General features: G+C 55.4%; 25 protein-coding genes. 14 read left to right on the top strand and 11 right to left on the bottom strand.

From position 1 onward, the window contains the following. Positions 1 to 16: 16 nt before the first annotated feature. From infB to Q3H59_RS17595, 8 genes are all read left to right on the top strand, one after another. Positions 17 to 2,707 carry a translation initiation factor IF-2 gene (gene infB, locus Q3H59_RS17625; RefSeq protein WP_064737725.1) on the top strand — a complete coding sequence of 897 codons (2,691 nt, stop codon included), beginning with the start codon at positions 17 to 19 and terminating at the stop codon, positions 2,705 to 2,707. Positions 2,708 to 2,772: 65 nt separating this feature from the next. After that, on the top strand, positions 2,773 to 3,180 hold the full coding sequence (gene rbfA, locus Q3H59_RS17620; protein ID WP_101762250.1) for a 30S ribosome-binding factor RbfA: 408 nt from the start codon (positions 2,773 to 2,775) through the stop codon (positions 3,178 to 3,180). Beyond that, entirely contained in the window at positions 3,180 to 4,124 is a 945-nt protein-coding gene (gene truB, locus Q3H59_RS17615) for a tRNA pseudouridine(55) synthase TruB (protein ID WP_309836100.1), read from the top strand. The genes rbfA and truB overlap by 1 nt, the downstream gene beginning before the upstream one ends. A gap of 133 nt (positions 4,125 to 4,257) precedes the next feature. Next, positions 4,258 to 4,527: a 30S ribosomal protein S15 gene (rpsO, locus tag Q3H59_RS17610; RefSeq protein WP_036620269.1), complete on the top strand. Its 270-nt coding sequence runs from the start codon at positions 4,258 to 4,260 to the stop codon at positions 4,525 to 4,527. A 309-nt stretch (positions 4,528 to 4,836) separates the two neighbouring features. Continuing rightward, a complete protein-coding gene (pnp, locus tag Q3H59_RS17605; RefSeq protein WP_176970189.1) occupies positions 4,837 to 6,975 on the top strand; it encodes a polyribonucleotide nucleotidyltransferase in 2,139 nt (712 codons plus the stop codon). Positions 6,976 to 7,104: 129 nt separating this feature from the next. Continuing rightward, a complete protein-coding gene (nlpI, locus tag Q3H59_RS17600; protein WP_008104288.1) occupies positions 7,105 to 7,989 on the top strand; it encodes a lipoprotein NlpI in 885 nt (294 codons plus the stop codon). 104 nt (positions 7,990 to 8,093) lie between these two features. Then, a complete protein-coding gene (gene yrbN / locus Q3H59_RS24750) occupies positions 8,094 to 8,150 on the top strand; it encodes a protein YrbN (RefSeq protein ID WP_098053093.1) in 57 nt (18 codons plus the stop codon). 16 nt (positions 8,151 to 8,166) lie between these two features. After that, positions 8,167 to 10,077, top strand: coding sequence for a DEAD/DEAH family ATP-dependent RNA helicase (locus tag Q3H59_RS17595; RefSeq protein WP_309836095.1), 1,911 nt, complete (start codon positions 8,167 to 8,169; stop codon positions 10,075 to 10,077). A gap of 68 nt (positions 10,078 to 10,145) precedes the next feature. On the opposite strand, the gene Q3H59_RS17590 is transcribed toward Q3H59_RS17595, so the two are convergent. Continuing rightward, positions 10,146 to 10,892: a glucose 1-dehydrogenase gene (locus tag Q3H59_RS17590; RefSeq protein ID WP_309836093.1), complete on the bottom strand. Its 747-nt coding sequence runs from the start codon at positions 10,890 to 10,892 to the stop codon at positions 10,146 to 10,148. A gap of 183 nt (positions 10,893 to 11,075) precedes the next feature. Here Q3H59_RS17590 and Q3H59_RS17585 point away from each other — a divergent pair, with 183 nt between their 5' ends. Continuing rightward, positions 11,076 to 11,993 (top strand): AraC family transcriptional regulator, encoded by a 918-nt coding sequence (locus Q3H59_RS17585; RefSeq protein ID WP_309836091.1) that lies wholly within the window; start codon positions 11,076 to 11,078, stop codon positions 11,991 to 11,993. A 3-nt stretch (positions 11,994 to 11,996) separates the two neighbouring features. On the opposite strand, the gene Q3H59_RS17580 is transcribed toward Q3H59_RS17585, so the two are convergent. The 3 genes from Q3H59_RS17580 to Q3H59_RS17570 form a co-directional block, all read right to left on the bottom strand. Continuing rightward, on the bottom strand, positions 11,997 to 13,007 hold the full coding sequence (locus Q3H59_RS17580; protein ID WP_192412491.1) for a luciferase-like monooxygenase: 1,011 nt from the start codon (positions 13,005 to 13,007) through the stop codon (positions 11,997 to 11,999). Positions 13,008 to 13,124: 117 nt separating this feature from the next. Next, positions 13,125 to 14,009 carry a U32 family peptidase gene (locus Q3H59_RS17575; RefSeq protein ID WP_101762243.1) on the bottom strand — a complete coding sequence of 295 codons (885 nt, stop codon included), beginning with the start codon at positions 14,007 to 14,009 and terminating at the stop codon, positions 13,125 to 13,127. Positions 14,010 to 14,018: 9 nt separating this feature from the next. Then, positions 14,019 to 15,014, bottom strand: coding sequence for a peptidase U32 family protein (locus Q3H59_RS17570; RefSeq protein WP_137385068.1), 996 nt, complete (start codon positions 15,012 to 15,014; stop codon positions 14,019 to 14,021). Between the two features lie 203 nt (positions 15,015 to 15,217). Between Q3H59_RS17570 and Q3H59_RS17565 the strand changes: the two genes are divergently transcribed. Both Q3H59_RS17565 and Q3H59_RS17560 read left to right on the top strand, forming a co-directional pair. Beyond that, positions 15,218 to 15,742: an SCP2 domain-containing protein gene (locus Q3H59_RS17565; RefSeq protein ID WP_036648365.1), complete on the top strand. Its 525-nt coding sequence runs from the start codon at positions 15,218 to 15,220 to the stop codon at positions 15,740 to 15,742. Then, entirely contained in the window at positions 15,736 to 16,242 is a 507-nt protein-coding gene (locus Q3H59_RS17560) for a GNAT family N-acetyltransferase (RefSeq protein WP_101762241.1), read from the top strand. Before Q3H59_RS17565 ends, Q3H59_RS17560 begins: the two co-directional genes overlap by 7 nt. Here Q3H59_RS17560 and Q3H59_RS17555 read toward each other — a convergent pair. Beyond that, on the bottom strand, positions 16,226 to 16,513 hold the full coding sequence (locus tag Q3H59_RS17555) for a GIY-YIG nuclease family protein (RefSeq protein ID WP_277976986.1): 288 nt from the start codon (positions 16,511 to 16,513) through the stop codon (positions 16,226 to 16,228). The two genes, Q3H59_RS17560 and Q3H59_RS17555, sit on opposite strands and share 17 nt — an antisense overlap. Positions 16,514 to 16,593: 80 nt before the next feature. Here Q3H59_RS17555 and Q3H59_RS17550 point away from each other — a divergent pair, with 80 nt between their 5' ends. Next, positions 16,594 to 17,019 (top strand): YhbP family protein, encoded by a 426-nt coding sequence (locus tag Q3H59_RS17550; protein WP_110868059.1) that lies wholly within the window; start codon positions 16,594 to 16,596, stop codon positions 17,017 to 17,019. A 38-nt stretch (positions 17,020 to 17,057) separates the two neighbouring features. Here the strand turns inward: Q3H59_RS17550 and Q3H59_RS17545 are convergent, their stop codons facing one another. After that, positions 17,058 to 17,579, bottom strand: coding sequence for a type 1 glutamine amidotransferase domain-containing protein (locus Q3H59_RS17545; RefSeq protein WP_101762238.1), 522 nt, complete (start codon positions 17,577 to 17,579; stop codon positions 17,058 to 17,060). A 239-nt stretch (positions 17,580 to 17,818) separates the two neighbouring features. Here Q3H59_RS17545 and Q3H59_RS17540 point away from each other — a divergent pair, with 239 nt between their 5' ends. Continuing rightward, positions 17,819 to 18,853, top strand: coding sequence for a permease (locus Q3H59_RS17540; RefSeq protein WP_309836084.1), 1,035 nt, complete (start codon positions 17,819 to 17,821; stop codon positions 18,851 to 18,853). Here Q3H59_RS17540 and nrdG read toward each other — a convergent pair. Further along, the gene (gene nrdG / locus Q3H59_RS17535) at positions 18,746 to 19,312 is read right to left on the bottom strand and encodes an anaerobic ribonucleoside-triphosphate reductase-activating protein (protein WP_309836082.1); all 567 of its coding nucleotides are present in this window, start codon (positions 19,310 to 19,312) and stop codon (positions 18,746 to 18,748) included. The genes Q3H59_RS17540 and nrdG overlap by 108 nt on opposite strands. Further along, entirely contained in the window at positions 19,309 to 21,447 is a 2,139-nt protein-coding gene (gene nrdD / locus Q3H59_RS17530; protein ID WP_210080929.1) for an anaerobic ribonucleoside-triphosphate reductase, read from the bottom strand. Before nrdD ends, nrdG begins: the two co-directional genes overlap by 4 nt. Positions 21,448 to 21,710: 263 nt before the next feature. Between nrdD and Q3H59_RS17525 the strand changes: the two genes are divergently transcribed. After that, complete coding sequence (locus tag Q3H59_RS17525; protein ID WP_309836080.1) at positions 21,711 to 24,095, top strand: family 20 glycosylhydrolase; 2,385 nt, start codon at positions 21,711 to 21,713, stop codon at positions 24,093 to 24,095. A 160-nt stretch (positions 24,096 to 24,255) separates the two neighbouring features. Here the strand turns inward: Q3H59_RS17525 and ridA are convergent, their stop codons facing one another. From ridA to pyrB, 3 genes are all read right to left on the bottom strand, one after another. Next, positions 24,256 to 24,642, bottom strand: a complete 387-nt coding sequence (gene ridA, locus Q3H59_RS17520; protein WP_061718232.1) for a 2-iminobutanoate/2-iminopropanoate deaminase — start codon at positions 24,640 to 24,642, stop codon at positions 24,256 to 24,258. Positions 24,643 to 24,720: 78 nt separating this feature from the next. Beyond that, positions 24,721 to 25,185 carry an aspartate carbamoyltransferase regulatory subunit gene (gene pyrI / locus Q3H59_RS17515; RefSeq protein ID WP_007886734.1) on the bottom strand — a complete coding sequence of 155 codons (465 nt, stop codon included), beginning with the start codon at positions 25,183 to 25,185 and terminating at the stop codon, positions 24,721 to 24,723. Positions 25,186 to 25,195: 10 nt separating this feature from the next. Continuing rightward, positions 25,196 to 26,131: an aspartate carbamoyltransferase gene (gene pyrB / locus Q3H59_RS17510; RefSeq protein ID WP_101762233.1), complete on the bottom strand. Its 936-nt coding sequence runs from the start codon at positions 26,129 to 26,131 to the stop codon at positions 25,196 to 25,198. Positions 26,132 to 26,203 lie beyond the last annotated feature (72 nt).

The following is a 26,203-nucleotide window of genomic DNA, read 5'->3' as shown; positions in this document are numbered from 1 at the left end:
AACAGGAAGGAACAGCATGACAGATGTAACCGTAAAATCGCTGGCCGCCGAAATTCAGACCCCGGTCGATCGCCTGGTACAGCAATTTGCTGATGCAGGGATCCGTAAGTCTGAAAACGATGCGGTATCCCAGCAAGAGAAAGAAACCTTACTGTCTCACCTGAATCGTGAGCACGGTCAGACCGGTTCAAGCAAGCTGACTTTGCAGCGCAAGACGCGCAGCACCTTGAATATTCCCGTCACCGGGGGTAAAAGTAAGTCGGTACAAATCGAAGTCCGCAAAAAGCGCACATACGTGAAAGGCGATGCAGAGTCTGAGCAAGCTCAGGCAGAAGCAGAAGCCGAGGCGCAGCGTGAAGCGGAAGAGCAGGCGCGTCGCGAGGCGGAAGAACAAGCCCGTCGCGAAGCTGAACAGAAAGCGCAACGTGAAGCCGAAGACAAAGCCAAGCGCGAAGCCGCTGACAAGGCTAAACGTGAAGCAGCGGAAAAAGAGAAATTGACTAATCAACCTACCGATGTAGTAGCCAAGGCTGCGCAATCTGATAAAGCCCGTCGTGAAGCAGAAGCTGCCGAACTGAAACGTAAAGCAGAAGAAGAAGCACGCCGTAAGCTGGAAGAAGATGCGCGCCGCGTGGCTGAAGAAGCCCGCCGCCTGGCTGAAGAGAAAGGCGCTGAATGGGCAAAACCTGAAGAAGAGGATAAAGGCGACTATCACGTCACTACCTCTACTCACGCCCGTCAGGCAGAAGACGAGAACGATCGCCAGGTAGAAGCTGGCCGTGCACGTGCTCGCACCACCAAAGCGGCTCGTCCGGTTAAGAAAGGCAACAAGCATTCTGAAGCTAAAACCGATCGCGAAGAAGCGCGTGCTCAGGTGCGTGGCGGCAAAGGCGGTAAGCATCGTAAGCCAAGCACCCTGCAGCAGGGCTTTAACAAGCCGGCTCAGGCGGTTAACCGCGATGTTGTCATCGGTGAAACCATCACCGTTGCTGAACTGGCCAACAAAATGGCGATCAAAGGTTCTCTGGTCGTTAAAGCGATGATGAAGATGGGCGCCATGGCGACCATTAACCAGGTTATCGATCAAGAAACCGCTCAGATGGTTGCGGAAGAGATGGGTCACAAAGTGATCCTGCGCCGCGAGAATGAGCTGGAAGAAGCGGTAATGGACGATCGTGACACCGATGCTGCGCAGGAAAGCCGTGCGCCAGTCGTCACCATCATGGGTCACGTTGACCACGGTAAAACCTCGCTGCTTGACTACATTCGTTCAACGAAAGTGGCATCAGGCGAAGCGGGCGGTATTACCCAGCACATTGGTGCTTACCACGTTGAAACTGACAACGGTATGATCACCTTCCTCGATACCCCGGGACACGCCGCGTTTACCGCAATGCGTGCTCGTGGTGCGCAGGCCACGGATATCGTTATCCTGGTTGTGGCTGCTGACGATGGCGTGATGCCTCAGACCGTTGAAGCTATCCAGCATGCGAAAGCAGCCGGTGTGCCAGTGGTTGTTGCGGTTAACAAAATTGATAAGCCAGATGCTGATCCAGACCGCGTTAAGAACGAACTGACCCAGTACGGAATTCTTCCGGAAGAGTGGGGCGGTGAGAACATGTTCGTTAACGTCTCTGCGAAAGCCGGTACCGGTATCGACGACCTGCTGAATGCGATTCTGCTGCAAGCTGAAGTTCTGGAACTGTCTGCTATCCGTGAAGGTATGGCGAGCGGCGTGGTAATTGAATCGTTCCTCGACAAAGGTCGTGGCCCGGTTGCTACCGTGCTGGTACGTGAAGGTACGCTGAATAAAGGCGATATCGTACTGTGCGGCTTCGAATATGGCCGTGTACGTGCGATGCGTGACGAACTGGGTCGTGAAGTACTGGAAGCGGGTCCATCCATTCCAGTCGAAATCCTCGGTCTGTCCGGTGTGCCGGCTGCGGGTGATGAAGCGACTGTAGTACGTGATGAGAAGAAAGCGCGTGAAGTTGCACTGTATCGTCAGGGCAAATTCCGCGAAGTTAAGCTGGCGCGTCAGCAGAAGTCTAAGTTGGAGAACATGTTCGCCAACATGACTGAAGGCGAAGTGTCTGAGCTGAACATCGTACTGAAATCTGACGTACAGGGTTCTGTTGAAGCCATCTCTGATTCGTTGCTGAAACTCTCTACCGACGAAGTGAAAGTACGCATTATCGGTTCAGGCGTGGGTGGTATCACCGAAACCGACGCCACGCTGGCTGCAGCATCCAACGCCATCATTCTCGGCTTCAACGTGCGTGCTGATGCATCTGCTCGCCGCGTGATTGACGCTGAAAACGTTGACCTGCGTTACTACTCCGTCATCTATAATCTGATTGACGAAGTGAAAGCTGCGATGAGCGGTATGCTGGCTCCAGAGTTCAAACAGCAGATTATCGGTCTGGCTGCAGTACGTGACGTGTTCAAATCACCGAAATTTGGTGCCATCGCGGGCTGTATGGTCACTGAAGGTATCATCAAACGTCACAACCCAATCCGTGTACTGCGTGACAACGTGGTTATCTATGAAGGCGAGCTGGAATCTCTGCGTCGCTTCAAAGATGACGTCAACGAAGTTCGTAACGGCATGGAATGTGGTATTGGCGTGAAGAACTATAACGACGTTCGCGTTGGCGATATGATCGAAGTGTTCGAAGTGATTGAAATTAAACGCACCATCGATTGATCATCATTTGATGTGTTGCAATTTGGGAGGCCTCTGGCCTCCCGAATTATTTGGGAGAAAGAATAATGGCAAAAGAATTTGGCCGCCAACAGCGCGTTTCTCAGGAGTTGCAGAAAGAGATCGCAATTATCCTGCAGCGCGAAATTAAAGATCCACGTCTCGGTATGATGGTGACGGTTTCGGGCGTCGAAGTGTCGCGCGATCTTGCCTATGCCAAGGTGTTTGTGACCTTTTTGAATGATAAAGATGAAGAAGCAGTGCAAAACGGCCTGAAGGCGCTGAAAGAAGCCTCTGGCTATATCCGTACGCTGGTAGGTAAAGCGATGCGCCTGCGCATCGTGCCGGAGCTAACCTTCTTCTACGACAACTCGCTGATCGAAGGTATGCGCATGTCGAACCTGGTCAGCAACGTTATTAAGAGCGATGTTGAGCGTCGTGGCGATAGCCCGGCGGAAGATGACAAGGAGGACTAATGAGTCGTCCTCGTCGTCGCGGTCGCGACGTCCACGGTGTGTTTCTGCTGGATAAGCACCAAGGCGCATCTTCCAATGATGTGCTGCAGAAAGTAAAACGTCTGTTCAACGCTAACAAAGCGGGCCACACCGGCGCCCTCGATCCTCTGGCGACCGGCATGCTGCCGGTTTGCCTCGGCGAAGCCACCAAGTTTTCGCAGTATCTGCTCGATTCGGACAAGCGTTATCGCGTCATTGCTCGCCTGGGTGAACGCACCGATACGTCTGATGCCGACGGTAATATTGTTGAGAGGCGTCCGATTACTTTTGATCAGGCGGCACTGGATGCAGCGCTGGACTATTTTCGTGGCGACACCATGCAGGTGCCGACCATGTTCTCCGCGCTGAAGTATCAGGGACGCAAGCTGTACGAGTACGCACGTGAAGGCATAACCGTGCCGCGTGAAGCGCGCCCGATCAAAGTGTTTGAGCTGCAGTTTATTCGCTGGGAAGGTGATGAACTGGAGCTGGAGATTCACGTCTCTAAAGGCACTTACATCCGCACTATCATTGACGATCTCGGTGAACGGCTTGGCTGCGGTGCGCACGTTATCATGCTGCGTCGTCTGCAGGTGGCGCGTTATCCGATCGAAAGAATGGTGACGCTGGAGCAGCTGCAGGAAGTGGCGGCCACCGTCAACATGGCGGAAACGCCGGATTACAGTGCGCTCGATGCGTTATTGCTGCCGATGGATAGTCCGGCAGAAGAGTTCCCGATGGTGAATTTGCTGCCTACGGTGGCGGCTTATTTCAAACAAGGTATGCCGGTTCAGGTGGCGGATGCGCCGGAACAAGGATTGGTGCGCGTGACGGAAGGTGATGAGCACAAATTCATTGGTATGGCCGAAATCGCCGACGATGGGCGCGTGGCGCCGCGTCGTCTGGTGGTAGAATTTCCTGCGTAATCAAGCCTCTCGCATTTGACCTAACGGCGCATTTGCGTTGCTATCAGGCGAAGAGTAGAATGGCGCGGCTTTAAAAGCGGGCTGCTGAATTAGAGATCGGCACCCATACATTCATTATCCAACGGAGTTTATTATGTCTCTAAGCGTAGAAGCTAAAGCAGAGATCGTTGCTAAATACGGTCGTGGTACCAACGACAGCGGTTCAACTGAAGTTCAGGTTGCTCTGCTGACTGCTCAGATTAACCACCTGCAGGGTCACTTCTCTGAGCACAAGAAAGATCACCACAGCCGTCGCGGTCTGCTGCGCATGGTATCTCAGCGTCGTAAGCTGCTGGACTACCTGAAGCGTAAAGACGTTGCTCGCTACACCGGTCTGATCGAAAGCCTGGGTCTGCGTCGCTAAGTCTGAAGAATCTGATCAAGGATGTAGCGCATGCACCATGCAAAAAAACGCATCTGACGATCAGATTTGTGCGAGTTTCGCGAAAAGGGGGCCTTTATGGCCCCTTTTTTCGAGCAATCCGCAGCAATCCGGACCAAACTCATGTATTGTTGCAGAGAGTGATCTTTGCTTGCAGAGGTTCGCGCGGCTAATGAGAGGCTTTACCGCATGGGCGGTTAAGGTTGTCATTAGTCGCGAGGATGCAACTGAAGATCGGTAATCCCCGGCGCGCCAGAATGGGCTGCGCCTCTGAATTTAAGGACTTAAATTTTGCTGAACCCGATCGTACGCAAATTCCAATATGGTCAGCATACCGTCACGCTGGAAACCGGCATGATGGCGCGCCAGGCTACCGCTGCAGTAATGGTGAGCATGGATGACACTGCTGTATTCGTTACCGTTGTTGGCCAGAAAAAAACTAAACCAGGTCAGGATTTCTTCCCGCTGACGGTTAACTATCAGGAGCGTACTTACGCTGCTGGTCGTATCCCGGGTAGCTTCTTCCGTCGTGAAGGCCGTCCAAGCGAAGGCGAAACCCTGATCTCACGCCTGATTGACCGTCCAGTTCGTCCGCTGTTCCCGGAAGGCTTCATTAACGAAGTGCAGGTTATTGCAACCGTTGTTTCTGTTAACCCACAGGTTAACCCTGACATCGTTGCGATGATCGGCGCATCTGCTGCGCTGGCTCTGTCAGGTCTGCCGTTCAATGGCCCAATCGGCGCAGCGCGCGTGGGTTATATCAACGATCAGTACGTACTGAACCCAACTGCTGATGAAATCAACGAATCACGTCTGAACCTGGTTGTTGCCGGTACCCAGAACGCGGTGCTGATGGTGGAATCAGAAGCTGACATCCTGACCGAAGAACAGATGCTGGGCGCTGTGGTATACGGCCACGACCAACAGCAGATCGTTATCGAAAACATCAACGCGCTGGTTGCCGAAGCGGGTAAACCACGTTGGGATTGGCAGCCACTGCCAACTAACGACGCACTGATCGCACGCGTTACTGCACTGGCAGAAGCGGGCATCAGCGATGCCTATCGCATCACTGATAAGCAAGAGCGTTACACTCAGGTTGGCGCAGTGAAAGACGCGACCATTGCTGCACTGCAGGCTGAAGATGAAACGCTGGATGCTGGCGATATCGCTGACATCGTTCACGACCTTGAGAAGAGTGTTGTTCGTAGCCGCATCATCCGTGGTGAACCGCGTATCGATGGCCGTGAGAAAGATATGATTCGTGGCCTGGATGTGCGCACTGGCGTACTGCCACGCACGCACGGTTCTTCACTGTTTACCCGTGGTGAAACGCAAGCGCTGGTTACCGCAACATTGGGTACCGCACGTGATGCGCAGAATCTGGATGAGTTAATGGGCGAGCGTACCGATAGCTTCCTGTTCCACTACAACTTCCCTCCATACTGCGTGGGCGAAACCGGTATGGTTGGCTCACCGAAGCGTCGTGAAATTGGTCACGGTCGTCTGGCGAAGCGCGGCGTGCTGGCAGTAATGCCTAAGCAAGCTGATTTCCCCTACACCGTGCGTGTGGTTTCAGAGATCACTGAATCTAACGGTTCTTCTTCAATGGCTTCCGTGTGCGGTGCATCTCTGGCACTGATGGACGCTGGCGTACCGATCAAAGCTGCCGTAGCCGGTATTGCGATGGGTCTGGTTAAAGAAGCCGACAACTTTGTGGTTCTGTCTGACATCCTGGGTGACGAAGATCACCTCGGCGATATGGACTTTAAAGTAGCGGGTAGCCGCGATGGTATCACTGCGCTGCAGATGGATATCAAAATCGAAGGCATCACCCGTGAAATCATGCAGGTTGCTCTGAATCAAGCGAAGGGTGCGCGTCTGCACATTCTGAGCGTGATGGAACAGGCAATCAGCACGCCGCGTCAGGAAATTTCTGAGTTCGCGCCGCGCATTTACACCATCAAAATCAGTTCAGACAAGATCAAAGATGTCATCGGTAAAGGCGGCTCCGTAATCCGTGCGCTGACCGAAGAAACCGGCACCACCATCGAAATCGAAGATGACGGCACCGTGAAGATCGCTGCAACTGATAGCCTGAAAGCCAAAGAAGCCATTCGTCGTATCGAAGAGATTACTGCTGAGATCGAAGTTGGCCGCGTTTACTCTGGTAAAGTGACACGTATCGTTGATTTCGGTGCCTTTGTGGCAATCGGCGGCGGTAAAGAAGGTTTGGTGCACATCTCTCAGATCGCCGACAAGCGCGTTGAGAAAGTGACCGATTACCTGCAGATGGGCCAGGAAGTTCCAGTGAAAGTCATGGAAGTGGACCGTCAGGGACGTGTACGCCTGAGCATCAAAGAAGCGACAGAGCAGAAACCAGCGGAAGAAGTTGCTACCGCTGCATCTGATGCATCTGACGCCGAGTAAGCGTTTACCGATTTACCTCTCCCTGCTTTGCGGGGAGAGGTGTTTAGATCATCGCGAGGGCGGGAATCCTTGTGCACAGCAGGAGGATGACAGGATGGTTGTCCCAATGTTTGTATTCGGGAGTGGGAAATGAAGCCTTTTTTGCGCTGGTGTTTTGTTGCGACAGCTATCACGCTGGCAGGATGCAGCAACTCCAATTGGCGTAAGAACGAAGTTCTGGCAGTACCTTTGCAGCCCACACTGCAGCAAGAGGTGATCCTGGCGCGAATGGAACAAATTCTTGCCAGTCGTGCCCTGACCGATGATGAACGCGCGCAGCTATTATATGAGCGCGGAGTGTTGTATGATAGTTTGGGTCTGAGGGCATTAGCGCGGAACGATTTTTCGCAAGCGCTGTCTATAAGACCAGATATGCCTGAGGTATTTAACTATCTCGGTATATACTTAACGCAGGCAGGCAACTTTGATGCTGCCTATGAAGCGTTTGATTCTGTACTTGAGCTTGATCCAACTTACAACTATGCGCATTTAAACCGTGGTATCGCCCTCTATTACGGCGGTCGATACAAGTTAGCGCAAGATGATCTGCTGGCGTTTTATCAAGACGATCCTAACGATCCATTCCGCAGCCTTTGGCTCTATCTCGTTGAAAGCGATATGGATGCCGACAAGGCAAAAGTTACGCTGAGACAGCGTCATGACAAAGCGGTTCGCGATCAATGGGGATGGAATATTGTCGAGTTCTACCTTGGCGATATCAGTGAAAAAACGCTGATGGAACGTCTCAAGGCGGACGCAACGGATAACACCTCGCTCGCTGAACATCTCAGTGAAACCAACTTCTATTTAGGTAAGTATTACCTAAGTCTGGGGGAGAAGGACGACGCGAAAGCGTTGTTCAAACTGGCGGTGGCCAACAACGTTAATAACTTTGTTGAGCACCGATACGCATTGTTGGAACTGGCGCAACTCGGCCAGACACAAGACGATTTATCAGAATCTGACCAGCAATAGCTGACGAACTTTTATTGCCTGAATACCTGTAAAGTCATCATCTTCAGAGATGAGGGCTTTTCTGTTCGTCAAAACTTCTAATTTGAGCCGGTTCACACTTTTTGATGAAAATGACTGAAAGTTTTCACGACGAGTTATGTAGACTGGCCGCCGCAATCTAAGAGGCACGTGTACTACATGACTGATATTCAAACCACTTTTGCTGACCTTGGCCTGAACGCCGACATCCTCGAATCACTGAACGGTATGGGCTACGTAAAGCCTTCTCCAATCCAGGCTGAGTGTATTCCTCATCTGCTGGCTGGCCGTGACGTGTTGGGTATGGCGCAGACCGGTAGTGGTAAAACTGCGGCATTCTCACTGCCGCTGCTAAACAACATTGATGCTACTGTTAAAGCACCGCAAATTTTGGTGCTGGCACCTACCCGCGAATTGGCGGTACAGGTTGCTGAAGCCGTCACAGAATTCTCTAAACACATGCGTGGCATTAACGTGGTAGCTCTGTACGGCGGCCAACGTTATGACGTACAGCTGCGCGCACTGCGTCAGGGACCACAAGTTGTTGTGGGTACCCCTGGTCGTCTGCTGGATCACCTGAAGCGTGGCACGTTAGATCTGTCTAACCTGCGCGGTCTGGTGCTGGACGAAGCGGATGAAATGCTGCGTATGGGCTTCATCGAAGACGTTGAAACCATTATGGCGCAGATTCCAGACGGTCATCAGACCGCGCTGTTCTCAGCCACCATGCCAGAAGCGATTCGTCGTATTACCAAGCGTTTCATGAAAGATCCACAGGAAGTGCGCATCCAGTCAAGCCTGACTACGCGCCCGGACATTTCTCAGTCTTACTGGACCGCTTACGGCCGTAAAACTGATGCGCTGGTTCGTTTCCTGGAAGCGGAAGATTTCGATGCAGCCATCATCTTCGTGCGTACCAAAAATGCCACGCTGGAAGTGGCCGAAGCGCTGGAGCGCAGCGGTTATAACAGCGCAGCACTGAACGGCGACATGAACCAGGCACTGCGTGAGCAGACGCTGGAGCGTTTGAAAGATGGTCGTCTCGACATCCTGATCGCAACCGACGTTGCAGCACGTGGCCTGGACGTTGAGCGTATCAGTCTGGTCGTAAACTTTGATATCCCAATGGATGCAGAGTCTTACGTTCACCGTATCGGTCGTACCGGCCGTGCTGGTCGTGCAGGCCGTGCGTTGCTGTTCGTTGAGAACCGCGAGCGTCGTCTGCTGCGCAACATCGAACGCACCATGAAGCTGACCATTCCAGAAGTTGAGCTGCCGAACGCAGAACTGCTGGGTGAGCGTCGTCTGGCTAAGTTCGCGGCTAAAGTACAGCAGCAGCTGGAAAGCAGCGATCTGGACCAGTACCGCGCACTGCTGAGCAAAATGCAGCCGGGCGAAGATCTGGATATCGAAACGCTGGCCGCAGCACTGCTGAAAATGGCTCAGGGCGAACGTCCACTGATTCTGCCACCAGAAGCACCGCGTCCAGCACGTCGCGAGTTCAGCGATCGTCCTGACCGTGGTGAGCGTCGCGATTCACGTGATTCTCGTGGTCCACGCGAAAGCCGTGACAGCCGCGATGGCGATCGTCCACGTCGTGAACGTCGTGACGTTGGCGAAATGCAGCTGTACCGCATTGAAGTGGGCCGTGATGATGGTGTTGAAGTTCGTCACATCGTTGGCGCGATCGCTAACGAAGGTGACATCAGCAGCCGTTACATCGGTAACATCAAGCTGTTTGGTACTCACTCAACCATCGAGCTGCCGAAAGGCATGCCGGGCGAAGTGCTGCAGCACTTTACTCGTACGCGTATTCTGAACAAACCGATGAATATGCAGCTGATGGGTGATGCGCCAGTGCACGAGCGTAGCGAACGTCGTCCATCTGCTGGCGGCGAACGTCGTGCCAATGGCGCACCGCGCGGTGATGGTGCTCCACGTGGCGAAGGCGCTCCACGTCGCTTCTCCGAACGTCGTGAAGGTGGCCGTGAAGGCGGACGCTTCAGCCGTGAAGGTGGTCGTGGCCCGCGTCCAGAAGGCGCTGCTGCACCACGTCGTCGTGACGCATAAGCGATAAACGCGAAAAGTAAAAAGGGACGCTAATGCGTCCCTTTTTTTATGCCTGTGGAAAGTAAATTTTACACGCCACCAGCAATCAGCACGCGTTCACCGCTAACGTAAGCTGACTCTTCTGACGCCAGAAACAGCGCCACCTGCGCCACATCTTCCGGCAAGCCAAAGCGTCCGAGCGGCGTTGCCGCTATCAGCTGTGCTTTCAACTCCGGGTGCATCTTCTTCGCCGCCAGCAAACCTTCAGTCAAAATAATGCCGGGTGCTAACGCATTGACGCGAATATTACGTGGCCCAAGCTCGCGTGCGAGGCCCTGCGTTAAGGTATCGATCGCGCCTTTGGTTGCTGCCCAAAGCACCGAGCCGGGCGTGCTGCGTTGGCTATTTAAAGCGCTAAGGTTGATGATGGAACCGCCGCGTGCGGGGAAATGTTTTGCCGCCTGCTGACACACCAGCAAGGTACCCAGCAGATTCACATTCAGCTGCTGCTGCATTTCGCTGAGGCTAAGCCCGTCAAAGTCACCGTGGTGAAAAATGCCGGCGTTATTCACCACAATATCGGGCGCGCCAAACTGCTCAATGCTGCTAGCGAACAAGCGCTGCACATCGGCCTCGCGTGAGATATCAGCCTGTACGGCGATGGCGTCGCTACCCAGCGCCTTAATGTCGGTCACCACATCCGCCGCACCCACTTCGTCCTGAAGATAATTCACCACCACCCGAGCACCGGCCGCCGCGAAAGTCATGGCGATGGCGGCACCAATGCCTTTCGAAGCGCCCGTCACCAGCGCAATTTTGCCTTCAAGTGTTTTCATCGTGTCTCTCCACCTGAGATTTCGGGGAAGATAAAGCATGCGCTGTCCATACAATCGGGTGGTAGCGCAATCCTGCAAGCTTCTTGCACGATCCTGCAAATCTGCTGTTCAAGGACTAGTCGCGGCGCCAACCACAAGCGAGAATATCAAATCAGTGATTTCTTACCGCGGAGCACCGAGCACATGATTCATCAGGAACAATGGCAGCAGTTGGTGGCAATTATTGCTCGCCACGCACCGCAGGATGGTCGTCACTATTGCCCAATCGACTTTCTCTCTTTCGGCCGCAGTTCTCAGCCCACCAGTTTGGCGCACGTGGCGACCTGGGCGAGCTTTGCCCTGATCGCGCAGGGGCAAAAAGCGCTGCGCATGGGTGATGAAGTGATGCATTACGGGCCGGGCGATTTACTGTTGGTGACGCTTGATATGCCGGTGCAATCCTGCGTGGTCATGGCAACGCCAGAGAAACCGAATCTTGGTGTGGGCATCACCATTAACGAAACGCGTCTGATGCGTTTTCTGGAACACTTTCCGCACCATCAACTCGGCAGCACGGCGGTGAGCGAGCGCGGTATCGCCGTGCATAAAGTCGCGCCACCGTTGGTGGACGCGGTGATGCGTTTAGTCGAGTTGCTGGATCACCCGCAGGACATAGCCGCGCTGGCACCGTTGATTGAGCAGGAGATTTTCTATCGTTTGCTGACTGGACCCGAAGGGCCGCGCATTCTCAACATGGCGTTGACGGAACGGCCAGGCAACAAAGTGGCGCGCGCCGCGCGTTGGCTACGCGAAAACTTTCATCAGCCGTTGAAAATGGATTTTCTGGCGAGCAGCGTAGGGATGAGTATTTCGTCGCTGCATCATCACTTTAAAGCGGTAACGGCGATGACGCCGATGCAGTATCAAAAGCAGCTGCGGCTCAACGAGGCGCGGCGTTTGATGTTGATTGAGAAGCTGGATGCCGGCACGGCGGGTTATCGGGTGGGTTATCAAAGTGCTTCGCAGTTCAGTCGCGAATACAGCCGTTTTCACGGTCAGTCACCGGCGCGAGACGTGCGAACCATTGCGGTGGGCCCAGAGTGGTTAAACCCACCGCAATGAGGTTTACAGCGTGCGCGCTGCTTCCATTGCCAGCGCGAAGGAGCGCAGACGCGCCTGCGAATCGTAAATCTGGCCGTTAACCATAATCTCGTCCGCCTGGGTTTCACGCATCAGCGCGGCGAGGCCGCTGCGGACTTTATCGCTATCGCCGACAATCGACATGCTGAGTGCCTGCTGCACGCCATATTGCTCGGACGGCGACCACAGATTATCCATGTTCTCCACCGGCGCAGGTAGCGGACCCGGTTTGCCGCGACGCAGGTTAATAAACTGCTGCTGCATCGAGGTGAACAGGAAGCGGGCGTCACGTTCGCTATCGGCTGCGACGACGTTGACGCACACCATCGCATACGGCTTCGCCAGACGCGTGGAAGGTTTGAATTTCTCACGATAGAGATGCAGCGCCTGGAACAGCAGATCCGGCGCGAAATGCGAGGCAAATGCAAACGGCAAACCCAGCTGAGCGGCCAGTTGCGCGCTGTACAGGCTGGAACCGAGCAGCCACACCGGAATTTTCAATCCTAAACCTGGAACTGGTTGTACTGGTGGATGTTCTCCCTCTTCGGCGTCAAACCAGCGAATCAGTTCAGAGACATCTTCTGGAAAACTATCTGCCTGGCCGCTGGAAAGATGACGACGCAATGCCAGCATGGTGCGTTGGTCGGAACCCGGCGCGCGGCCCAGTCCCAAATCGATGCGCCCAGGATAGAGTGACTCGAGGGTACCAAACTGTTCGGCGATCACCAGCGGCGCGTGATTGGGCAGCATAATGCCGCCTGAACCGAGGCGCAGCGTTTCGGTATTAGCCGCTAAATAGCCAATCAGCACTGACGTCGCGGCGCTGGCAATCCCCGTCATATTATGGTGTTCCGCCAGCCAGTAGCGGTGAAAGCCCAGTGCTTCGGATTGACGGGCCAGTGCCAGCGAATTATGGAACGCGTCGCGTGCAGTGGAACCTTGTGGAATAGGGGCCAGATCCAACACGGACAGGCGAACAGTTTTTTTCTCAGACATGGGCACTCCAAATAGGGATGGCGCAGGTGTTTAGTCGGACCTGCGCTTGTGAGTATTACTCATCGTTACCTATATTAAAACTGCTAATAACAGCAGGAATATAGCCGGAATGTGCCTTTACCTGCCGCCTTCCAGTGCCATTCCCGCCAGGCGACGCCAATAACCATTACAATCACTGCCGCGCGCCATCATTAGCGGTGCCTGACCGGCTTCGTTGGCGCGGAAGCGATCCACTTCGGCGAGCGTACTTTCGCCCTGGGGCGACAAACGCACAATGTCGATCCAGTTATGCATGCCGCTCAGGTCATTGCCGAGGTTGTAGCAATAGCCGCTCATGGTCTGAATGCCGTTGAGCACAAACACCTGCTGGCCTTCCTGCGAGAGCACGCGGCGGCCGGTTGGGTAATTGATGCAGCAGGTTTGGCAATCATCTTTGCCACGATTCTCGGCGCGTGCGGTAAAGCAGCGTGCTGACAGCGCCAGCGGCAGATGACCATAGCCGAGCACTTCCACCTCAAATTGTTCGCGCACACCCGCCGCATCGCACTGTTGCAGCAGTTGAATCAGCCAGTCGCGGGACATCTCCACCGGAATGCACCAGCGCGTCATGCCTTCTTTCAGCAACAGTTGCAGCGTCTGCGCGTTATACACATTCAGCGTTGGGCCGGCGACAAACGGCAATTTGCGCTCCGCCGCCATATTCACGGTGCCGATATCATTGGCTTCCAGCAGGAACTCACCGTTCTCGACATAGCGGCGCAGCTCTTTGACTTCCGATGGCGACTGCAGCAGTGCCAACGTACTCAGCACCACTTGCTTGCCCTGCAGCGCTAGCATGCGCGCGATGTCCATCCATTGATGGAACGAGGTAGCGCGTCTTTTACTGCAGACGGCTTCGCCGAGATAAATGATCTCCGCGCTGCTCTCGGCGGCGCGTTGATAAAAGGTTTCCAGCGTTGCAGTTGGCCAGTACCACAGCACCGGCCCAATGGCGTATTTCATGTGATCTCCTTATTGCCAGTCACGGTGATAAGCACCGAGCGTGGTTTGGCTGCCTTCTGATAACTCGCCCAACGCCTGCATCCAGGGTTCCTGCACGGCATACTGTTCCGGCGATGCCATGCAGCGATCAATGGCCTGACGCCAAACTTTCGCTACCTGCGCCACATAGGCCGGGCTGCGCTGGCGTCCTTCAATTTTCACCGAGGCAATGTTGGCGCGCAGCAGTTCAGGCAGCAGCGACAAGGTGTTCAGGCTGGTAGGCTCTTCCAGTACGTGATAGAGCTGGTTATCAACTTCGTAACGGCCTTTGCACAAGGTGGGATAGCCAGCGCTCTCGTCGGGTGCGTAACGGTCAATCAGCACCTCATTCAGGCGTGATTCCATGCCTTTTGGCGTCTGCTGCCAGCGGACAAATTTCGCTGGCGAGCAGGCTCCCGCGCTGTTAGGCGACTCGCCGGTCAGCCAGGAAGAGAGGTAGCAGCGGCCTTCAGCCATAATGCACAGGCTACCGAAAGCGAACACTTCCAGCGGTACCGGCGTTTCACGCGCCAGCTGTTTGACCTGATGCATCGACAGCACGCGCGGCAGCACCACGCGGCTGAGTTGAAAATGACGATGGTAAAAATGGATGGCCTGCAGATTGGTGGCGGAGGCCTGTACCGAAAGGTGACGCTCAACCTGCGGATAATGTTTTGCCGCGTACTCCAGCGTGGCAATATCCGCCAGAATCAACGCATCCGCGCCGTTCTGAGCGGCAACATCAATCGCGCTTTGCCAGCGATTGATGCCATCAGGATGGGCGAAGGTGTTGATTGCCACATGCAATTTGCGGCGATGCTGATGCAGATAGCGTGCGGCTTCAGCCAGTTTCTTATCGGTAAAATTGAGGCCAGCAAAGTGGCGGGCATTGGTATCGTCTTTCAGGCCGACATACACCGCGTCAGCACCATGCTCCACCGCCGATTTCAGCGCAGGCAAATTCCCCGCCGGACACAGCAGTTCCATACATTTTCCTCCCCGGATTCTGAAGCCGAAGAGTGTAAATAACTGACCCGACAGCAATGTTGATTTAAGGCAGTGAAAGCGGCATTGATGATCGGGAGTGAAGGTTTTTCGTCCAGCCAGGCGGCGATTTCCTTGATCTCAGTGGAGGCGAAGCCGGTCAGATGTGGCAAAATAGATGAAATTTTCTGAAGGGAATGACGATGATGTTTGCGCGCTTACGCGGTCTGATTGTTGAAAAAGGGCCAGAATTCCTTGCTTTACCTGTTTCCATTACCCCTTTCCCGCTAAAAAAAGCTATTCTGCAACAACTCCTAAACTGGCAATTTCGTCATGCTTTGTCTGAAGGTGAGTTAGACTTTCTGGAAGGGCGTTATCTGGGGATTGAGGTTGCCGATGTGAATCTGCGCTGGATCACCACCCTGCAAGCAGGGCGCCTGACCGTTTCGCGCGACACCGAGGCTGATGTCTGGTTTCGCGGTGAAGCCAACGATCTGTTGCTGGTGGCAGCACGCAAAGCGGATCCCGATATGTTGTTCTTTCAACGCCGTCTGGTGATTGAAGGTGACACTGAGCTGGGACTTGAGGTGAAAAACCTGATGGATGCCATTGAACTGGATGCCATGCCCACGCCATTACGCACGGGATTGCAGCAGCTCGCTGCTTTTATTGAGGCAGGAATGAAACAGGACGCGAAGGCCGCTGAGGCGCGCGCGGGGATCTCATGTTGATTCGTACTGAAATTGGCGTTGATGCAGCAGGCATCGATAGCCTGTTAAAGCGCAGTTTTGCTACCGCTGCCGAAGCGGAACTGATACAGCAACTGCGCGAAGATGGCTTGCTGACTCTCGGTGTAGTTGCCACGGATGATGAAGGTCAGGTGCTGGGTTATGCCGCTTTCAGTCCGGTGACCCTGCAGGGAGAAGACCGCAACTGGGTCGCTTTGGCGCCGCTCGCCGTGGATGAATCGGTGCGCAAACAGGGCCTTGCTAAACGGCTGGTGTATGAAGGATTGGATTCACTGAATGAGTTCAGCTACAGCGCCGTAGTGGTGCTGGGCGATCCTGAGTTCTACAATCCACTCGGCTTTGAACCGGCGGCACGTCATGGTTTGCACTGTCGCTGGTTAGGCAGTGAAGCGGCCTTTCAGGTCTACAAACTGGCCGACGATGCGTTTGTCGGTGCAGAAGGGCTGATCGAATTCGCGCTGCCGTTTAATCGTTTCGACTAAACCAGGCCACTAAGCAGGGCGGCTGCTGTGCAACCAGCAGCAGCTTTTGCGCGCGGCTCAGCTGCTTCACCTGATATTCCAGGCGTGACGCCGCCGCCCGATCGCCCGCATCGCAGTGAAACACCAGCGTCAGCGGGCCCTTGCCACGCAGCGAACGCGCGCCGCGTCCCTGCTGATGCTGTTGCAGCCGACGATTAACATCGGTGGTGATGCCGGTATACAGCATGCCTGCGGCGGTTTGTAGCAGATAAAGCTGCCAGCCTTGTTCCATCATACTTATCCAGAAAATTAGCTGGCAGGCAGTGTAGCGCGCTTCAGGCCGCATCGCTATTCGCCGCACGGAGTCCAATTTTGTCCGACCATGCTCATCTGATTCGCTACTTAAAAAAACAGCACGTGCTGTCGTTATCTGCCAGCCACGGCGACGATCTGTGGTGTGCCAACTGCTTTTATGTATTTGATGCCGCGAACATGGCGTTCTGGCTGATGACTGAACCGGACACGCGCCATGGCGCATTAATCCAGTCAAATCCGCGCGTGGCGGGCACGGTGAATGGCCAGCCCAAAAGTGTGCTGCTGATTAAAGGCGTGCAGTATCGCGGCGTGATTAAGCTGCTAAGCGGAGACAGGGAAGTTATTGCGCGTCACGCTTATCAGAAGCGTTTTCCAGTGGCAAAGAAGGTCACCGCACCATTGTGGGAAATCGTGCTCGACGAAGTGAAGATGACCGACAATGCGCTGGGCTTTGGCAAAAAGATTATCTGGACCCGGCCTTAGGGCCGCCATTCACGGCGACCCCAATGCAGGAAAAACTATCAGGCCGCGTTCAAAATCCGCAGCGACTCGCGATTAAACGCGGGCAGGTCTTCAGGCGTGCGGCTGGTAACTAACTTGTCATCATCCACCACCACTTCTTTATCGTAAAAATCCGCACCGGCATTACGCAGATCGATGGCGATGGCTTTTACGCTGGTCATTTTGCGGCCGCGCACGCCGTTCGCGCTGATCAGCAGCTGCGGGCCATGGCAAATGGCAAAAACCGGCTTGCCGCTGGCGACAAACTCCCTGGTGAAGTTGACGAAACGATCGTCACCGCGCAGGGCATCGGGCGAGTGTCCGCCGGGCAGCAGCAGCGCATCGAACTCGGCTGCATTCACATCATCAATAGCCTTGTCGATGTTGACCTCAGCTTTACCCTGCTTCCCTTTAACGATGTTGCCGGCCTTAAACTCGATGGTAACCACTTCATGGCCCGCCTGAGTGTAAGCCTCCGCTGGTGAGGTAAACTCTGAGTCTTCAAATTCATCGGTAATCAGTACCGCTATTTTCTTGCTCATCTTTTTTCCTCCTTGTTGATCACGAACCTTATGTTCGTTGCACTTCTAACCCAACAAGCCTGGTAGCCATGTCGCAAAAAGCAAGCCAGCCGGCAATTCTTCCGGGAGGTAAATTTCCGCGCCGGATCAAGTTTAGGCGATTTCCACATGGCGCAATGAAATGACCTGAATGACACTAAGGCCTTTCCGCCGCGTATCCTAACGCGGCATCGTTATTCAGTTGAATACGGAATTCCGTGATGACCCAACTCCCTTCTCATGCCCCGGCGACACGCTTCGCCTGGTGGAAACCGCTGCTGTTCCTCGCCGTGGTAGTAATCGGCCTGTGGTATGTCAAATGGCAGCCTTATTACGGCAAAGCCTTTACTGCTGCCGAAACGCATTCGATCGGTAAATCGATTCTGGCCAATGCGGCGGGCTCACCGTGGCGCGCGGCGCTCGATTACGCCATGGTCTATTTCCTCGCCGTGTGGAAAGCGGCCGTGCTCGGGGTGATCCTCGGATCGTTGGTGCAGGTGCTGATTCCGCGCGCCTGGCTGCTGCGTCTGATGGGCAGCTCACGTTTTGGCTCGACGCTGATGGGCACTGGATTAGGTTTGCCGGGCATGATGTGTAGCTGCTGTGCGGCGCCGGTAACCGCTGGCTTACGTCAGTCACAGGTTTCTAGCGGTGCGGCGATGGCGTTCTGGCTGGCGAATCCGCTGCTCAATCCTGCCACGCTGATTTTTATGGGCTTTGTGCTCGGCTGGCATTTTGCGGCGATTCGGCTGGTGGCAGGTTTGCTGATGGTGTTAGGCATCGCGTGGCTGGTGCAGCGCAGCGTGCCGGATCAGGCCGTTACCGCCCCCGTTATCCCGGCCCGCGATGAGCAGCCGTTTCTGTCACGCTGGCTGCGGGTGATGTGGCGACTGTTCTGCAACACCATTCCGCTGTATATCGTCGCGGTATTGTTGCTCGGCGCCGCGCACGTGTGGCTGTTCCCGCACGCGGATGGCGCGGTGGGTAATACGCTGTTTTGGGTGATGTTGATGGCAATCGCCGGCTGCCTGTTTGTGATTCCTACCGCCGCGGAAATCCCGATTGTGCAGACCATGATGCTGGCGGGCATGGGCATTGCGCCCGCGCTGGCGTTACTAGTCACGCTGCCCGCCGTGAGTGTGCCGTCGTTATTGATGCTGCATCGCGCCTTTCCCGCACGGGCGCTGTGGATCGCGCTGATCGGCGTGGCAGGCAGCGGCATGCTGCTCGGCGTACTCGCCTTGTGGCTGGCGTAACCACCAAATCTTCTGATTGCGGCTGCCGCGCCACAGCAGCCGCGCATCTTTCTCCGCTTCGATAAAGCGTCCATCAATCAGCACATCAATTTCCTCCACCACTTCGCGCTGCGCCGCGCTGAGTTCCGCCATTTCATATCCGGTCCACAGCCAGATATCCTTATCCGGACACTCACGCCGCACGCGTTTCACCAGACGACGTATATGCGGCACGTTGTGCGGATGCAGCGGATCGCCGCCGCTCAGCGACAAGCCCTGGCGCGCAATACGCCGATCGTTAAGATCGGCGATCAGCTGCTCTTCCATCTCCAGCGTAAACGGCACGCCGGAATCCAGCCGCCACGTGCTTTGGTTGTAGCAGCCGCGACATTGATGTTCGCAGCCCGCGACAAACAGCGTGCAGCGCGTGCCGGGCCCGTTAACGATATCAACCGGATAATAGCCGTGGATGCGCATCATCCCAGTTTTCCTGTCTCAAGATGTTTAACGCGCCGCTGTACTTCTTGCTGCTTACCGGCGTTAAACGGACGCGCATCCGGGCTGCCGAGATAGCCACACACGCGGCGCGTCACCGACACGCGCGCCGGATCGTGATTACCACAGCATGGGCAGGTAAACCCTTTGCTGGTGCAGCTGAACTCGCCGCTAAAGCCGCATTCGTAGCACTCATCAATCGGCGTATTGGTGCCGTAATAGGGCACGCGGTGATAGCTGTAATCCCAGACATCTTCGAGCGCTTTGAGGTTGTGCTGGATGTTGGGATATTCGCCGTAACAGATGAATCCGCCGTTAGCGATGGCGGGATAGGGCGCTTCAAAGTCGATCTTGTCGTACGGATTGACCTTCTTCTCCACGTCGAGATGGAAGCTATTGGTGTAATACCCTTTGTCGGTAACGCCGGCCACCACGCCAAATTCGGCGGCATCGAGGCGACAGAAGCGGTCGCACAGATTCTCGCTCGGCGTGCTGTACAAGCTGAAGCCGTAGCCGGTTTCCGCTTTCCACGCATCCACCGCGCGGCGCAGGTGCGTGACAATCGCCACGCCTTTTTCCCGCAGGTAATCGGCGTCATACGGATGCACTTGGTTGCCGCTCAGCGCATTCAGCGTCTCATGCAAGCCGATGTAGCCAAGGGAAATTGAGGCGCGGCCGTTGCGGAAAATGGCGCCCACTTCGTCATCCGCTTTCAGGCGCACGCCGCAGGCACCTTCCATATAGAGAATCGGCGCTACGCGCGCTTTGGTTTTTTCCAACCGGGCGATACGCGTCATTAAGGCACGTTTCGCCAGCGCCAAACGTTCATCAAGCAAGCGCCAGAACTGCGCTTCATCGCCTTTGGCCTGCAGCGCGATACGTGGCAGATTGAGGCTAATGACGCCAATATTGTTGCGGCCTTCGTGAATCTGCTCGCCGTTCTCCTCGTAGACGCCAAGGAAGCTACGGCAGCCCATCGGCGTTTTAAACGAGCCGGTCACTTCCACCACTTTTTCGTAGTTGAGGATATCCGGATACATGCGCTTGCTGGCGCACTCTAACGCCAGCTGCTTGATATCGTAATTAACATCGCCAGGCCGACGATTTACGCCTTCGCGGATTGCAAACACCAGTTTCGGGAACACTGCGGTTTTATGATTTTTGCCCAATCCGGCAATGCGGTTGCGCAGAATGGATTGCTGGATCAGGCGCGCGGCCCAGTCGGTGCCGAGACCAAAGCCAAAGGTGACAAACGGCGTCTGGCCGTTGGCGGTGTGCAGCGTATTCACTTCATATTCCAGCGACTGAAACGCGTCGTAGCACTCTTTCTCGGTGCGAACGCGCGCATAGGCTTCGGCATCCGGAATCTGCCATTCCAGCGCCACCGCGCGGTGTTTTTCCAGACTGAGCGTAACGAACGGTGCCAGCACTTCATCAATGCGATTGATGGTGGTGCCGCCGTAAATGTGGCTGGCGACCTGCGCGATGATCTGTGCGGTCACCGCCGTGGCGGTGGCGATTGATTTGGGCGGCTCGATCTCGGCGTTGCCCATCTTAAAACCGTGGGTCAGCATGCCGTGCAGATCGATTAGCATGCAGTTAAACATCGGGAAGAACGGGGAATAGTCGAGATCGTGATAGTGGATGTCACCACGTTCATGCGCCAGCACCACATCGCGTGGCAAGAGTTGCTGCTGAGCGTAATGTTTGGCGACGATGCCAGCCAGCAGATCGCGCTGGGTGGGAATCACTTTGCTGTCTTTATTCGCGTTTTCATTGAGTAGCGCGGCGTTGGTTTGCTCCACTAAACCGCGAATAGCGTGATGCAGTTTACCGCGCTGCTCGCGTGCTAAATCGCGGTCATGGCGATATTCGATGTAGGCACGCGCCAGCTGCGGCCAGCGTCCGCTCATTAGCGTCTCTTCCACCGCACACTGAATGTCGCGGATATCCACTTCAGCCTTGTCAGCCAGCTGTTGACTGACCTGCGCCGCCACTTGCGCGCACCACGCCGTATCATCGATTTGTACCGCAGCTGCAGCCGCGTTGACTGCCGCCTCGATCCGCTGCGCATCAAACGGCACTCTGCAGCCGTCACGCTTAATCACCACCGTCGCCATTTCTTCTCCATGAAACTATATGTAGATAATTTTAAGGAGTTTAACCGCTATATGTGGTGTTTGCGCTGAGATTAATCGCCGGCGGTTTGACCTACAGCAAGGAAGCCACAACCAGGAATGAAAGCCGTGCAATGGTGACGACGGCGTTAAAAGTTTTAACCTGCCTTGATTTCAGTCCGTCGCCACTTGCTTTGCAAAGCGAAACAGGTTTAATGGGCCTTTTGCCCATTTTGGTCCGTTGTTTCATTTACAAGGATGCCCAGATGCCATTGCAAAGAACTCTGCTTGCCTGTTGTTTATCCATGACTTTTTCCGCCTTCGCCGCACCGGCTGGAGATTTACCGCTGATGCCGTGGCCACAGAGCGTTGTGCAGCCAGTCGGCGGCGGGGCGTATGCGTTAACACCGCAGCTCACGTTGCATATCTCGGGCGATCATCTGGAAGGTGCTGAATCGCGCTGGCGCGCGCGCATTGCGCGGCAAACCGGCTGGCCGCTGCTGCCAGCCAGCGCATCCAGCGATCATCCCAGCATTCAGGTACAAATCGCGCAGGCGGTTGATCCGCTTCCCCAACCAGACAGCGACGAAAGTTATCATCTGCTGGTTAACAGCGATGGCGTCTTGCTGAAAGCCAACACGCGCTTTGGCGCGATGCGCGGCATGGAAACCGTGCTGCAGCTGATTGAAAACACCGAAAATGGCACCGAAATTCCCTACGTCACCATTGACGACAAACCGCGCTTTCCGTGGCGCGGCGTGCTGATCGATTCGGCGCGCCACTTCCTGCCAATTGAAACCGTGAAACGACAAATCGACGGCATCGCCGCCGCGCGTATGAACGTGTTTCACTGGCACTTAACCGACGATCAAGGTTGGCGATTTGCCTCCAGCCACTATCCGCAGCTGCAGGAGAAAGCCAGTGACGGCTTGTACTACACGCAGCAGCAGATGCGCGATGTGGTGCGCTACGCCACGCAGCGCGGCGTACGCGTGGTACCGGAAATCGATCTGCCCGGTCATGCGTCGGCGATAGCAGTAGCGATGCCGGAGTTAATGAGCGCGCCGGGACCGTATCAGATGGAGCGCGGCTGGGGCGTGTTTAAGCCGCTACTGGATCCCAGCAACGAAGCGGTATTCCGCTTTATCGACACCTTAATGGGCGAAGTGACGGCGATCTTCCCCGATCCCTATATCCACATCGGCGGTGATGAGGTTGATCCAACCCAGTGGAATGATTCCACACGCATTCAGCAGTTTATGCGCGACCACGGTTTAAAGGATACGCATGCGCTGCAAGCCTGGTTTAATCAGCGCGTTGAGAAAATCCTCGAAGCGCATCAGCGCCGCATGATCGGCTGGGATGAGGTTTACCATCCTGATCTGCCTAAAAGCATTCTGATTCAATCGTGGCAAGGACAGGATGCGTTGGGCACGGTGGCGAAAAACGACTTTCGCGGCATTCTCTCCACCGGTTTCTATCTCGATCAGCCGCAAACCGCCGCCTATCACTATCGCAATGAACCCTGGCCGCAGGGGCTTAACGGCGCGGATCAGGTGCAGGCAGGTGAGCAGGCGCAGAGCTGGCAATTCACCATGCCGCGTTTGAAAGGCAGCGCGCTGAAAGGCAGCTTTACCCTGATAGAAGGGAAAAACGGCTGGCGCGGCTTTATCGATTTCAGCGGCAAAGCGCGTCGCATGGTCAGTGATATCCGCTGGCTGTCGCCCACACAGCTGACGTTCAGCGTCGATACGTGGATGGGGCCATTCCAGCCGATGGTGACGCTAACGCAAGACAAGCTGACCGGTTATATGCTGGTGGGCAACGTGCGCTATCCCGCAGAAGGCAGCAAGTTGCCGCAGGTGCCAACCGGCATTGCACCATCGCTGCCGACGCCGCAACAGATGCAGAACAACCTGATTGGCGGCGAAGCGGCGCTGTGGGCGGAGAATGTTAACAGCCGGGTAATCGATACACGCCTGTGGCCGCGCGCCTTTGTGGTGGCGGAGCGGTTATGGTCGGCGCAGGATGTCACCGACAGCGATAACATGTATCAGCGCCTGAGCGCGGTGGATCGCTGGGGCACTGTTTCAGTCGGCTTGCAGCAGCATCAGCAGGCTGAAGTGCAGATGATGCGACTGGCGAACAGCAGTGACATCACGCCGCTGCGCATATTGGCCGAAGTGCTGGAGCCAGCGCAATACTACACGCGCCAGCATCTGAAATTTCAGGCGGGACATTACGACTATTTTGAACCGCTCAATCGTTTGGCGGATGTGTTGCCGGCCGAGAGCAACGCGGTGCGTGTGCTGGATAAGCAGGTGGATCGCTTGATCGCCAATCGCGCCGATCATGCGGCGGCGCACGCCATCCGTCAGCAATTGCAGCGCTGGCAGAACAACAGCGATGCGGTGATGCCGCTAATTCTGGGCAGCTATCAGCTCAAGCCGCTGCAGCAGCAAGTACAGCAAGTAGCAGAGTTGAGCCGGATGGGACTGGATTTGGTCAATGCGCTGGAACGTAATCAGGCGTATGGCGCAGGTGAAGTGGCGCAAATGCATACACAACTGGATGCGGCAGCGCAGGTGCAGGATGAAACAGTGCTGGCGCTGGTGCGGCCGCTGGAGAGGTTGCTGCGATCGTTTAAATAAATATTGTGCTGGCTGTCCCCCTCCTCGGTCCTCCCCCATAAATGGGGGAGGAAGAGGCTGCCATATGTCAGTGATGAAGCTGCATGTGGCAACATCTCCTTCCCCCGCTTGCGGGGGAAGGCCGGGATGGGGGACAGCCAGCACCAACCAACCAACCAAATCAACGACGTACCGCAATCGCCTCGATCTCAATCTTCACATCTTTCGGCAGGCGCGCCACTTCCACGCACGAACGCGCTGGGAAGCTGGCGTTGTGCTCGGTGAAGAACGCTTCATAAGTCGCGTTCACGGTGGCGAAGTCATTCAAATCCTTCACAAACACGGTGGTTTTCACGATATCGCCCACTTTCAGGCCGGCGGCTTCGACAATCGCCTTCACATTTTCCAGTGATTGACGTGCCTGCGCGGAAACATCGTCGGCAACGGCGCCAGTGGCCGGATCAACCGGGATCTGGCCTGAAGTGATGATCATGCTGCCGAGATCCACGCCCTGCACGTAAGGGCCAATCGCTGCGGGTGCGTTTGAAGTACTGATTTCGCGAGACATTGTTTCTCCTTGAAAGTGCGCGGCCGACCGATGTCCGCCGCGAAATGAATCGTCCCATTATAGGGACGACGCGGGCGATTACCAGTGACCGAGCACCACGTGGCGCGCGAACTCTTTCTCGCAATATTTGCACTTCAGATGGACATCATCTTCGCGCTTTTTCACCGCAAAACTGGTGAATACCGGCTCGTTACGGCTGATGCAGTTGCTGTTCGGGCAGGTCAGCACGCGGTCAATACGATCCGGCAAGGTGGGGGCGATCTTCGCCACCACTTCGTATTCGTCAATGCGGTTTACCGTGGCGAGCGGCGCATACACCGCCAACTGATTGATCTGATCGTCGGTCAGGAAGGTATTTTCGATCTTGATCAGATCTTTACGGCCCATCTCGCCCGACGGCAAGTTGAGGCCGATGGTGATGCGCTGATCGGTTTCGGTCAGACGAAACAGCGAAAGTAACTTAAAGCCGACCTGCGCCGGGATATGGTCAATCACCGTGCCGCGTTTGATGGCTTCAACCTGCAATTTATTATCGTGAGTCATCGCTTTCTCCTTACAGTGCCAGTTCGCGATTCAGTACCAGCGCCAGCAGCGCCTGGCGAGCGAAGATGCCATTTCCAGCCTGCTGAAAATACCAGGCGTGCGGCGTGCTATCCACGTCGGTGGTGATCTCGTCGATACGCGGCAGCGGATGCAGCACTTTCATGTTGTCGCGCGCACCGGCTAAATCAGCGGCACGCAGAATGAACTGTGCTTTAACGTTGGCGTATTCCGACGGATCGAGGCGCTCTTTCTGCACGCGCGTCATATACAGAATATCGAGTTGTGGCATCACTTCTTCGATGGTGTCGTGGCGTGACCAGGCAATGTTCTGCTCATCCAGCATATCGGTGATGTACGCCGGCATCGCCAGCGCATCCGGCGCGATAAAGAAGAAGCGGTTGCCATCAAACTTCGCCAGCGCCTGCGTCAGTGAATGCACGGTGCGGCCATATTTCAGGTCGCCGACCATTGCCACATTCAGGTTATCCAGGCGATTTTGCGTTTCTCGGATGGTGAAGAGATCGAGCAGCGTTTGCGTTGGATGCTGGTTAGCGCCATCACCGGCGTTGAGAATCGGAATGCCGCCGGAGAATTCCGTCGCCAGACGCGCGGCGCCTTCCTGCGGATGACGCATCACGATGGCATCAACGTAAGTCCCTATCACCGAAATGGTATCGGCGAGGGTTTCGCCTTTCTTGCCGAGCGAGGTGTTGCTACCGTCGGCGAAGCCCACCACTGACGCGCCGAGACGATGCATCGCGGTTTCAAACGACAAACGCGTGCGCGTTGAAGCCTCAAAGAAGCAGCTGGCGATCACATTGTGTTTCAGCAGCTCCGGCTGGGGATTGGCTTTCAGCTGGGCAGCGGTATGCAGCACCAGCTCCAGCTCGTCGCGGTTGAGATCGTTGATGGAAATGATGTGCTTGCGATATAGCGGGTTGGCCATAGCGTTCTCCTCTGCGCTGCCGGATTGCGGACAAAAAAAAGCCCCTGCTTAAGGGGCTTTTTTTACGATCGA

This window comes from Pantoea sp. SORGH_AS_0659, from assembly GCF_031453915.1.
Classification (GTDB): domain Bacteria; phylum Pseudomonadota; class Gammaproteobacteria; order Enterobacterales; family Enterobacteriaceae; genus Pantoea; species Pantoea leporis.
This window is presented reverse-complemented; position numbering and strand designations above follow the sequence as displayed.

What these genes read in the sequence shown, in the direction of transcription:
- infB (WP_064737725.1), top strand. Translation starts at nt 17, where the DNA reads ATGACAGATGTAACCGTAAAATCGCTGGCCGCCGAAATTCAGACCCCG.
- rbfA (WP_101762250.1), top strand. Translation starts at nt 2,773, where the DNA reads ATGGCAAAAGAATTTGGCCGCCAACAGCGCGTTTCTCAGGAGTTGCAG.
- truB (WP_309836100.1), top strand. Translation starts at nt 3,180, where the DNA reads ATGAGTCGTCCTCGTCGTCGCGGTCGCGACGTCCACGGTGTGTTTCTG.
- rpsO (WP_036620269.1), top strand. Translation starts at nt 4,258, where the DNA reads ATGTCTCTAAGCGTAGAAGCTAAAGCAGAGATCGTTGCTAAATACGGT.
- nlpI (WP_008104288.1), top strand. Translation starts at nt 7,105, where the DNA reads ATGAAGCCTTTTTTGCGCTGGTGTTTTGTTGCGACAGCTATCACGCTG.
- Q3H59_RS17595 (WP_309836095.1), top strand. Translation starts at nt 8,167, where the DNA reads ATGACTGATATTCAAACCACTTTTGCTGACCTTGGCCTGAACGCCGAC.
- Q3H59_RS17590 (WP_309836093.1), bottom strand. Translation starts at nt 10,892, where the DNA reads ATGAAAACACTTGAAGGCAAAATTGCGCTGGTGACGGGCGCTTCGAAA.
- Q3H59_RS17585 (WP_309836091.1), top strand. Translation starts at nt 11,076, where the DNA reads ATGATTCATCAGGAACAATGGCAGCAGTTGGTGGCAATTATTGCTCGC.
- Q3H59_RS17580 (WP_192412491.1), bottom strand. Translation starts at nt 13,007, where the DNA reads ATGTCTGAGAAAAAAACTGTTCGCCTGTCCGTGTTGGATCTGGCCCCT.
- Q3H59_RS17575 (WP_101762243.1), bottom strand. Translation starts at nt 14,009, where the DNA reads ATGAAATACGCCATTGGGCCGGTGCTGTGGTACTGGCCAACTGCAACG.
- Q3H59_RS17570 (WP_137385068.1), bottom strand. Translation starts at nt 15,014, where the DNA reads ATGGAACTGCTGTGTCCGGCGGGGAATTTGCCTGCGCTGAAATCGGCG.
- Q3H59_RS17565 (WP_036648365.1), top strand. Translation starts at nt 15,218, where the DNA reads ATGTTTGCGCGCTTACGCGGTCTGATTGTTGAAAAAGGGCCAGAATTC.
- Q3H59_RS17560 (WP_101762241.1), top strand. Translation starts at nt 15,736, where the DNA reads ATGTTGATTCGTACTGAAATTGGCGTTGATGCAGCAGGCATCGATAGC.
- Q3H59_RS17555 (WP_277976986.1), bottom strand. Translation starts at nt 16,513, where the DNA reads ATGGAACAAGGCTGGCAGCTTTATCTGCTACAAACCGCCGCAGGCATG.
- Q3H59_RS17545 (WP_101762238.1), bottom strand. Translation starts at nt 17,579, where the DNA reads ATGAGCAAGAAAATAGCGGTACTGATTACCGATGAATTTGAAGACTCA.
- Q3H59_RS17540 (WP_309836084.1), top strand. Translation starts at nt 17,819, where the DNA reads ATGACCCAACTCCCTTCTCATGCCCCGGCGACACGCTTCGCCTGGTGG.
- nrdG (WP_309836082.1), bottom strand. Translation starts at nt 19,312, where the DNA reads ATGATGCGCATCCACGGCTATTATCCGGTTGATATCGTTAACGGGCCC.
- nrdD (WP_210080929.1), bottom strand. Translation starts at nt 21,447, where the DNA reads ATGGCGACGGTGGTGATTAAGCGTGACGGCTGCAGAGTGCCGTTTGAT.
- Q3H59_RS17525 (WP_309836080.1), top strand. Translation starts at nt 21,711, where the DNA reads ATGCCATTGCAAAGAACTCTGCTTGCCTGTTGTTTATCCATGACTTTT.
- ridA (WP_061718232.1), bottom strand. Translation starts at nt 24,642, where the DNA reads ATGTCTCGCGAAATCAGTACTTCAAACGCACCCGCAGCGATTGGCCCT.
- pyrI (WP_007886734.1), bottom strand. Translation starts at nt 25,185, where the DNA reads ATGACTCACGATAATAAATTGCAGGTTGAAGCCATCAAACGCGGCACG.
- pyrB (WP_101762233.1), bottom strand. Translation starts at nt 26,131, where the DNA reads ATGGCCAACCCGCTATATCGCAAGCACATCATTTCCATCAACGATCTC.